Here is a 9,682-nt window from a genome sequence, read left to right on the forward strand (position 1 = left end):
GAGAGGCTCCCTGGGTCCGGATGCCGTCGCGGACGGCACCCTGCTGGGTGACCTCCCCGCTCTGTCATCGGAGCCTGAGAGCTTCGCCGCCCGTCGACAACGGGCGGTTTGCACCGTGGGCGCAGGACAACCGTCGTCCTGACTTTCCAGAGTCGCCTGACCGCGGCGGTACCGATGCCTGAGAGATTCTGGGGAGAACGTTGCTCCTTCGGCGCCTCGGACTGACCGAGGGCTCTCCCGTCGCGGGTCGTGCAGCGCGATATGTGGTTGTGATCTGGACCGTAAGACCCGCCACCCGGCCCCGTCAAGCCCGCAACAGTGCCCCGGCCCGGGACACCTTTCCGCCGCGCATTCACGGTGATCCATGCAGTGGGTAGAATGTCCACGGGAGCCGCACAGCGCCGCGGACAGCCTCTGAGCTGCATCGCAGGCGTCGCCATGCACGCATTTCGCATCGACGTGACGGAGTTCCCTGTGCAACTTTCAGCCCGCTTCAAGACAGTCGCCGCCGGCGCGGCGGTGGCCCTCGCCGCCGCGGTCGTCGCGGTCGTCGCCGCCCAGAGTCCCGCTTCCGCGCACGGCTCGGTCACCGACCCGCCGTCGCGCAACTACGGCTGCTGGGCCCGATGGGGCAGCGACTTCCAGAACCCGAACATGTCCCAGACCGACCCGATGTGCGCCCAGGCGTGGCAGGCCAACCCGGACACCATGTGGAACTGGAACGGCCTCTACCGTGAGGGCGTCGCCGGCAACCACCAGGCCGCGATCCCCGACGGCCAGCTGTGCAGCGGCGGCCGGACGCAGAACGGCCGGTACGCGTCGATGGACACCGTCGGCGCGTGGGTCGCCGCGACGAAGCCGAACAACTTCACGCTGACCCTGACCGACGCCGCCCAGCACGGCGCCGACTACCTGCGCGTCTACATCACGAAGCAGGGGTTCGACCCGACGACGCAGCCGCTGACGTGGGCGAGCCTCGAGCTGGTCAACAGCACCGGCCGGTACGCGCCGGCGCCGCAGTACCAGGCGCAGGTCAACGCCGGCAGCCGGACCGGCCGGCACGTCATGTACACGATCTGGCAGGCCAGCCACCTGGACCAGTCGTACTACTTCTGCAGTGACGTCATCTTCACCGGCGGCACCGGGCCCGGTCCTTCCGGTAGCGCGTCCGCGTCGCCGTCGCGGTCCACCAGCCCGTCGGCGTCGCCGTCCGCGTCGGCGTCGCCGTCCCGGTCCACCAGCGTCCCGCCCGGCGGCTGCACGGCGTCCTACGCCAAGACCAGCGAGTGGGCCGGCGGGTTCGGGGCCAACGTGACCGTCACCGCCGGCGGCGCCGGCACCAACGGCTGGACGGTGAGGCTCACCTGGGCCAACGGGCAGACGGTCACCTCGTTCTGGAACGCGGCGATCACCTCCAGCGGCGCCGTGTCGACCGCCGCGAACATGAGCTACAACGGCAAGCTCGGCGCCGGGCAGTCCACGAGCTTCGGCTTCAACGGCTCCTGGTCCGGCACCAACACCGCTCCGGCGGTGACCTGCACCGCCACCTGACCTCGCACACCGGTCCAGGTCCGGGACAGCTGTTCGCGCCCGGTGTACGTGCAACACCAGGTGCTCGTGCGTAACGCCCACGTCGGTGCCCGGCAGCGGTCCCGCTGCCGGGCACCGACGTTCTCCGCACCGGCGGCGTCACCACGGTCTTCGGCCCGTCGTCGACGGCGCTCCCGGCGCATGTCCGGTCCACCGCGAAGCTCCTCGCGGACACCGGGACCGCGGGGGTGCCTGTCCACCTACGGGGGGCTCGTGGATGCCGGTGCCCGCCCGTGTCCGGGGCCGACGTCATGCGCATCGACGCACACATGGTGAAGCGGGACGGGTCAGTTGCTCACCCGTCCCGCTTCGCCGTGATCAGAAGTTGTCGGGGGTGCGGATCCGGCTGCGGACCCACGCGCCCGACGTGCTCAGCGACGACGGGTTGGTGAAGCTGCCCGCCGAGCACGTGCCCGGGTTGAACGCCGCGCTGCTCTCGTTCGCGTCCGAGTACGTCCAGTTCGCGTAGCTGATCTTCTTCGAGTCGAGCAGGTCCAGCCAGGCGGTGCTGCTGCCCAGGTCGACGTTGCCGCCGCCGGTCGCGGTGACCGTGCCGAACTCCGTCACGAACAGCGGCAGCCGGCCCGCCGCGCGGGACACGACGCTGCGGTAGTTGTCGGTGTGCGACGCGGCGTAGAAGTGGAACGCGTACATGATGTTCGTCGCGTTCACCGGGTTGGCCACGATCTCGTTCTCGTCGGAGCCGTTGGACACGCCCAGCGACGACCAGCCGCGGGTGCCGACGATGACGACCGCGTCGGGGTCGGCCGCCCGGATGACGGGGATGACCTGGTCCGCGTACGTCTTGATCTGCTGCCACGTGACGCCGTTGGGCTCGTTGGCGATCTCGTAGATGACGTTCTTCTTGTTCGCGTTGCGCTGCGCCACCGCGGCGAAGAACGTCTTCGCCCGGTCGAGGTTGTAGTTCGGGTCGCCCGGCGTCAGCGTGTGGAAGTCGATGATCGCGTACAGGCCCTTGGACTCGGCGAGGTCCACGTACTGGTTCACCTGGTTGGTGAACGCGGCCGGGTTCGTCTCGTAGCCCTGCTCCTGCACGTACATCGCGATCCGCAGCAGGTCGGCCTTCCAGTCGTCCGCGAGCGCGGAGACCGACGCGTTGTTGACGCAGGACGCGAACCACTGGATGCCGTGGGTGCTCATGCCCCGCAGCTGGATCGCCTTGTTGTTCTGGTTGCAGAGGTTGACGCCGCACACGTGCAGCTGCCCGTTCGCCGCGAGGGGCGTGCCGCCCTGCGGCGGCTGGCTCGGGCTGGTGCTGGTGCTCGGCGACTGGCTCGGCGTCCTGCTCGGCGTCGGGCTGTTCGTCACCGTGCCGGTGCAGGTCACGCCGTTGAGGGTGAACGCCGCCGGGGTCGGGTTGGCGCTCGTCCACGTGCCGTTGAACCCGATGCCCGTCGACGCGCCGGTGGCGAGGCTGCCGTTGTAGTCGAGGCTGCGGGCCGTGACGGCGGACCCGCTCTGGCTGAACGTCGCCGACCAGCCCTGGCCGACCTTCTGTCCCGCGTCGGGGAACGTCCAGCCGAGGGTCCAGCCGTTGACGGCGTCGCCGAGGTTGGTGATCGTGATGTTGCCGGTGAACCCGCCCGGCCACTGGTTCACCGTGTACGCGACCCGGCAGCCGCTCGCGGCGGACGCGTTGACGGCGGGCAGGACGACGATCCCGGTGACCGCGAGGGCGGTGGCGGCGCCCACCGCGAGGAGTCCACGCTTGTGCAAGACCTTCATGACCGGCGATCCTGGGGTCTTTGCGCAGGTGACGCCAGTCGCACCGGTGTCCCGGGACACCCTCGATCCGGTCCTTTTCCCAGGTCAGCGGCGTTTGTCGGCACCACGACGGCCATGAAACGTTCATGGGCGCTACCGTTGATGGCGTGAGCGGGCCGCGGGCCCGCTCACCATATGCACAGGGTGGCGCTCGCGGCGACGCCGGAGCGGAGCGGAGGTGTCGGCGTGAGCGGGCTGCAGCGGTTCGAGAAGCGTCTCGAAGGCATGGTCGAGGGCGCGTTCGCCAAGGTGTTCAAGGGTGTCGTCCACCCGGTGGAGATCCTCAACGCCATGCAGACCGAGGCGAACGCGGGCAAGACCAGCATCGCCGGCGGCCGGATCCTGGTCCCCAACCGCTACGTGATCGTCCTGTCCCCCGCCGACCACGACCGGCTCGCCGCCTACGCCGCCGCCCTGGCCCGGGAGCTCGCCCAGTCGCAGGCGGAGTACATCGGCGAACAGGGCTGGGCCGTCTACGGCGACATCCTCGTCGAGGTGTCCCGGGGCGAGAACCTCGAGACCGGCCTCTTCCGTGTCGACGCCCAGGTCTACACCGGCGCCGACCAGCGCACCCGCCGCGGCCCCGACAGCGGTGTCCGCCTCGTCACCGACGACGGCTCCGCCCACGCCATCCAGCGCGGCAGCACCGTGATCGGCCGCGGCGAGCAGGCCGACCTGCGCCTCGCCGACACCGGCGCCTCCCGCCAGCACGCCCGCCTCGACTTCGACGGCAACCGCCTCACCCTGACCGACCTGGGCTCCGCCAACGGCTCGAAGGTCAACGGCCACAAGGTCACCACCGTCACGGTCAACCCCGGCGACGAGATCCTCATCGGCACCACCCGCCTCCTGGTCCAGGTCCAGCACTCGTCCTGACGCCCTTCATGATCCGGAAGACTTGTCGTCGTCAGGGCGACAACGACTCTTCCGGATCATGGAAAAGCGGGCCCGCCACCTTCCGGTGACGGGCCCGCGCCGGGTGATCAGCCGCCGTTGATGACGAACTGCGAGCCGGGCTCCTTGACGATGTTGCCGTCGGCGGAGTTGGTGATGGTGACGTTGGTCAGGTTGGCGGTGCCGCGGGCTCCGGACATCGCGAGGATGCCGGCGCCGTTGTTCGACTTGTCGATGCGGACGTTCGTGATGGCGACGTTCGGCATGTTGCCGCCGCCGTTCTTGAACTGGATGCCGTCATACGTCGAGTCGATGATGTCGGTGTCGCGGATGGTGACGCCGACGATGTCGAGCGTGGAGGGGAACAGCGTGATCGCGCCGAACTCCTGGTCCTCGTTCCAGAACACGCCGCCGCAGCGGTACAGGCCGTTGTTGGACAGGACCGTGGTGCCGCTGAAGGGCTGCGGCGAGTGGTCCGTGGCCAGCATGATGCCCGGGTAGTTCATCGTGTCGTAGACGAGGTTGTTCTCCGCGCCGTTGCCGTAGCCGCCGTAGATGGCGATGCCGTTGGCGCGCCACGGGAGCTGGACGGTGTTGTTGGTGAAGTGGTTGTCGTGCGCGATGTCCAGCGTCGCGTCCTTCACCCGCGGGTTCGCCCAGATCGCCAGGGAGTCGTCACCGGTCGTACGGAACGACGAGTTGAACACCTTGGAGTTGCGCGAGCCGTTGGAGAAGTTGATGCCGTCCGCGAACGTGTTGCGGATGCGCATCCCGGAGAACTCGAGGCCGTCGGCCGGGTTCCAGTACGCCGGGGTGTCGCTGTAGTCGCGGCCGACCCAGGCGCCGACGTTGACGTGCTCGATCCACACGTTGCTGATCTTGGTGTTCTTGCCGAACCGTCCGTTGAGGCCGTGGCCACGGTTGGCGCGGTTCGTGGTACCGCCGAAGATGGCGATGTCCGAGATCTGCGTGGAGTCGTCGATGTCGAAGCCGACGTTGCCCTCGTGCGGGTGGTTGATGTTGCCCACCACGTTCTGCGGCTCGGTCAGCGTGTAGAGCGTCGAGTGCCACATGCCGGCACCGCGGATGGTGACGTTGCGGATGCCCTTCTGGTTGTACTGGCCGCGGGTCGGGTCGACGGACAGGATCTTCTGCTCCTGCCGCCACTGACCGGCCGGGATCCAGACGCAGGTGATGACGCCGTTCATGTCGTCGTTGACGGCCCGCTGGATGGCGGCGCTGTCGTCGATGCCGTCGTTCGGCACCGCACCGTACGTGGTGATCGAGGTGCAACCGGCGGGCTGGCTGATCGCCGGCGCCACCTGCTCCAGGTCGATCAGGTCGATGTAGTAGAAGGACGCGTTGTCCCCGGCGTCACGCTGCAGCTTGAACTTGGTGCCGGCCGGATACGACGAGGCGAGCAGCGCGTGCGACTCGTCGAACAGGCGGCGGGCGTTGGCCTGCGGCGAGTTCGACAGCGACTCGGTGTCGTCGGTGGTGCCGTACAGCCAGCTGTACTTCGACGACAGCGTGATCTTCTGGACGAAGACGTTGTTCGCGTACAGGCTGATCGTGTAGTCCGCGCCGCCACCGGACGCGGAGTCCGGCACCGAGTTGCGCACCACGATCGAGTTGGCGGCGTTGGTCGAGGTGAACTCGACGTAGTTGCCCTGGCTGTTCAGGCGCACCGACGCGCGGCCCGAGGACTCGGTGCCGAAGTTGGTGTGCCCGAAGGTCCGCAGCGGGTCGGCGGTGACCAGGGTGCCCTGGTACTGGCCGGCCTCGGCCTCGTAGGAGGTGTACGGCACCGCGGCGCCGCGCCCGACCACGATCGACTGCGTGAAGGTGTTGTTGCTCTCGTTGGTCTCCGCGACCACGTTCGTGGCGTCGGCGGTCGCGGTGATGGTCGCGCCGCCGCTGGTCGCGGTCCAGGTGCCGCTGATCGCGACGTTGGCGGTGGCGCCGGCCGCGATCGAGGCGGTGGTGCCGTTGAGCGTGGTGCCGCCGACGGTGACCCGGGTGACGCTGGAGACGCCGCTGGCGGTGGTGCCGCGGTTGTTGACCGCGACGGTGAAGCTGACGGCCGCGCCGACCGCCGGGTTCGACGGGTTCGACGAGACGCTCAGCACCTGCAGGTCCGGGCCGGGCGCCTGGGAGACGACCAGCTGCGAGTTCGCGGTGAAGCTGTTGTTGGACTCGTCCTGCTCGGCGACCGTGTTCGCCGGGTCGACCGTGGCGGAGACGGGGTAGCTGCCCTGCGCGCGGGTGCCGGCGTTGACCGTGACGGTGGTGGACGCGCCGGCGGCGAGCGCACCGACGTTGGCGGTCCCGGCGGAGGTCCCGCCGACGTTGACGTTCACCGTGGTGGCGGTCGATGCCGCGGTACCGGCGTTGCGGACCGTGGCGGACACCGTGACGGCGTTGACCTCCGACGGGGCGGTCGGCGACCACGTGAGCGCGGTGACGGTGAGGTCCGGGTTCGGCGCCGGGGTGCCGATGACCTGGACCTCGGCGACCTGGCCGCCGGGGGCGCCGTTGTTGGTGAAGATCTGCAGCTGCACGTCCGCGACGCGGCCGCTGACCGGGATGCTCACCGTGTTCTGGTTGGCCGACGGGCTGAAGCCGTAGTCGGCGCGCGCCTTCAGGGAGGTGAACCCGGACGCGGACTGCTCCCGGCCGAGGACCTGGATCGCCTGGGTGCGCGGGCCCCACGCCGAGTCGGGGTTGAGCTTCACGACGACCGAGCTGACGTCGGCGTTCGAGCCGAGCTTCACCGTCAGGATGCCCGGGAAGCCGTTGGACTCCCAGTAGGAGCCGACGTTGCCGTCGTTGGCGTTGGTCGCGACGAACGTGAAGATCGACGAGTTCGCCTCGATGGCCTTGCCCTGGGCCAGGTTCTGCCCGTTCGGCGGGGTGGTGCCGGTGCGGGTCACGTGGTTGCTCTCGGCCGACGCGTTACCCGCCGGGTCGGTCGCCTTCACGTAGTACTCGACCGTCGCCGTGTCGGGCTGCGTGTCGGTGTACACCAGGACGGTGCCGCCGACCGAGGCCCGCAGCGCGCCGTTGGCGTAGATCTGGTAGCCCGCGATGCCCGACGCGGACGTCGACGCGGTCCAGGTGAGCCGGATCTGCCCCGACGCCGGCTGGGTGTAGGCGAGGTTGCCCGGGGCGGTCGGCGGCTGGACGGTGCCGGCCGTGCCGTAGATCTCGAACTCCGACAGCTGACCGGCGGGCCAGCCGGTGTTCGCGGAGATGGTGACCCGCACGTAGCGGACGCTGGCGGCGGTGAAGTTGATGGTGACGACGTTCTGCGCGGCCTGGTCGAACACCCGCCCGGTCGCGCCGGACAGGTCGTTGAACGCCGTGCCGTTGACGCTGCCCTGCAACGCGATGGTCTGGGTGCGGGTGCCCCAGTTGGTGGGCAGCTTCAGCTTCACCTGGTCGATGGCGGTGTTGGCACCGAGGTCGACCTGCACCCACTGCGGGAACACGTTGTTGGCGCTCTCCCAGTACGACGCGGCGTTGCCGTCGTTGACGTTGCCGGCGCCGTAGGGGCCGTTGGAGCTGCTCGACTGGACCTGCTTGCCGAGGGCAAGGTTCGGTCCGCCGGCGGCCTCGGCGGCCGTGGGCATCGTGGCGGCGATGACCACGGTCGCCAGGGCTGCGGCGTAGAGCCGCCACCTGGGCTTTCGTGTACTCATGACGTCTAGGCCTCTCATCGGGCGAGGGCGCCGCGCACCGAGCCCGCGGGAGTCGTCCGGCGGGCTTGCGGGGGTACGGCGACGAGGCGCGCCGGGGATACCGGTGCGCCCTCTCTGGGGTGTGCGTGGGATCGGCGGGGACGGACGGTGAGCGGTACGGAGCAGGCGGTGGCGGTCGACTGCTACGCGGCTTGCACAGCGACACACAAAATCTTGACTGGATCTGCAAGTTTTTTGCGTCGCTGGGCATTCAAGATTTCAGATGGGTGCCAGTTCGTCAACATGTCCCCGCATGATTCGTTGACAGTCCATTGATAGGAGTGTTTATTGTTAAACGCTCTGCCTATTCGCTGGCATCCGACCCCAAGGACAGCCCATGCAGCGACGAACCCTCATCCTCATCACCGTGACCGCCGCCCTGGTCGTCGGCGGCCTCGGCGGTACCGGCGCCATCGCCGCCGCCGCGGGAGCCATCACCGGAATCGGCGGCAAATGCGTCGACGTTGCCGGCGCGAGCTCCGCCAACGGCGCCGCCGTCCAGCTCTACGACTGCAACGGCACCGCCGCCCAGCAGTGGACCGCCTCCGGTGGCACCGTCGTCAACAGCGGCTCCGGCAAGTGCCTGGACGTGGCCGCCGCGTCGACCGCCAACGGCGCGCTCGTGCAGCTCTACACCTGCAACGGCACCGCCGCCCAGCAGTGGACGGCGGCCAGCGGCGCGCTCGTCAACGCCGGCTCCGGCAAGTGCCTGGACGCGACCGGGCAGAGCTCGGCCAACGGCACCCGGCTGCAGATCTGGTCCTGCACCGGCGCGGCCAACCAGTCCTGGACGCTGCCGGGCGGCAGCACTCCGCCGACCGGCGGCCTCAACCCGGCCGTCGCCCCCGGCGGCAACTTCGACCTGTCGGTCTGGCAGCTCCAGCTGCCGGTCGGGTCACCCGGCGCGCCGACCACGATCCCGTCGTCACAGCTGCGCGGCGCGAACGGGTACACGAACCCGGCGTACTTCTTCACCGACAAGACCGACGGCTCGATGACGTTCTGGGCGCCGGAGAAGGGTGTCACCACGCCCAACTCCAACTACGCCCGCTCCGAACTGCGCGAGATGAACGCCAGCGGCAGCGCCGCGGACTGGCGCCTCGCCGGCAACCACCGGCTCGCAGCGACCCTGCGTATCCCGAACGTGACGAAGAACGTCTGCGTCGGCCAGGTCCACCTCGGTACGGGCGGCCCGTCGACGAAGCCGCTGCTGGAGCTGTACTACCGCCCCAACGGCGACATCTACATCGGCACCGAGAACTCCCCCGACGGCGGCCAGACCCTCCACCTCGTCGGCAACGTCCCCCTCGGCGTCAAGTGGTCCTACGTCATCGCCGTGTCCGGCAACCGGATCACCCTGACCGTGAACGGCTCGACCACCACCTACGCGATCCCGTCGTCCTTCAACCAGTACGGCATGTACTTCAAGGCCGGCTCCTACAACCAGTCCTCATCCGACAGCACCACCAACGGCGCCAAGGTCAAGTTCTACGCCCTGACCGTCTCCCACAGTTCCTAGCCGCCTTACGCCGCACTGATCGCGTGATCCGGAAGACCTTGTGCACCCCTGGCTACACGACTTGGCGTTTAACGTCTGGGTCTGGTTTGTCACCCTTTCTGGGGGACAACAGCGGGGCGGCCACCTGATCACTCTTTGAGGAAGAAGACGAATC

General features: G+C 69.0%; 5 protein-coding genes and 1 riboswitch. Of the genes, 3 read left to right on the forward strand and 2 right to left on the reverse strand.

Features of this window, described 5'->3' with window-relative positions; translation table 11 throughout:
* Positions 1 to 156: 156 nt before the first annotated feature.
* Positions 157 to 250, reverse strand: a riboswitch (glycine riboswitch).
* Positions 251 to 474: 224 nt separating this feature from the next.
* Entirely contained in the window at positions 475 to 1,551 is a 1,077-nt protein-coding gene (locus tag ABZS58_RS47750) for a lytic polysaccharide monooxygenase (protein ID WP_354791128.1), read from the forward strand.
* A gap of 357 nt (positions 1,552 to 1,908) precedes the next feature.
* Here the strand turns inward: ABZS58_RS47750 and ABZS58_RS47755 are convergent, their stop codons facing one another.
* A complete protein-coding gene (locus tag ABZS58_RS47755; RefSeq protein ID WP_354791130.1) occupies positions 1,909 to 3,336 on the reverse strand; it encodes a cellulase family glycosylhydrolase in 1,428 nt (475 codons plus the stop codon).
* 225 nt (positions 3,337 to 3,561) lie between these two features.
* Here ABZS58_RS47755 and ABZS58_RS47760 point away from each other — a divergent pair, with 225 nt between their 5' ends.
* Entirely contained in the window at positions 3,562 to 4,251 is a 690-nt protein-coding gene (locus ABZS58_RS47760) for a DUF3662 and FHA domain-containing protein (RefSeq protein ID WP_354791131.1), read from the forward strand.
* Positions 4,252 to 4,358: 107 nt separating this feature from the next.
* On the opposite strand, the gene ABZS58_RS47765 is transcribed toward ABZS58_RS47760, so the two are convergent.
* Positions 4,359 to 7,970, reverse strand: coding sequence for a CARDB domain-containing protein (locus tag ABZS58_RS47765; protein WP_354791132.1), 3,612 nt, complete (start codon positions 7,968 to 7,970; stop codon positions 4,359 to 4,361).
* Positions 7,971 to 8,346: 376 nt separating this feature from the next.
* On the opposite strand from ABZS58_RS47765, the gene ABZS58_RS47770 reads away from it, so the two are divergent.
* Entirely contained in the window at positions 8,347 to 9,528 is a 1,182-nt protein-coding gene (locus ABZS58_RS47770) for a polysaccharide lyase family 7 protein (protein ID WP_354791134.1), read from the forward strand.
* Positions 9,529 to 9,682: the final 154 nt, after the last annotated feature.

The sequence above is a fragment of the Dactylosporangium sp. NPDC005555 genome (genome assembly GCF_040605635.1).
Classification (GTDB): domain Bacteria; phylum Actinomycetota; class Actinomycetes; order Mycobacteriales; family Micromonosporaceae; genus Dactylosporangium.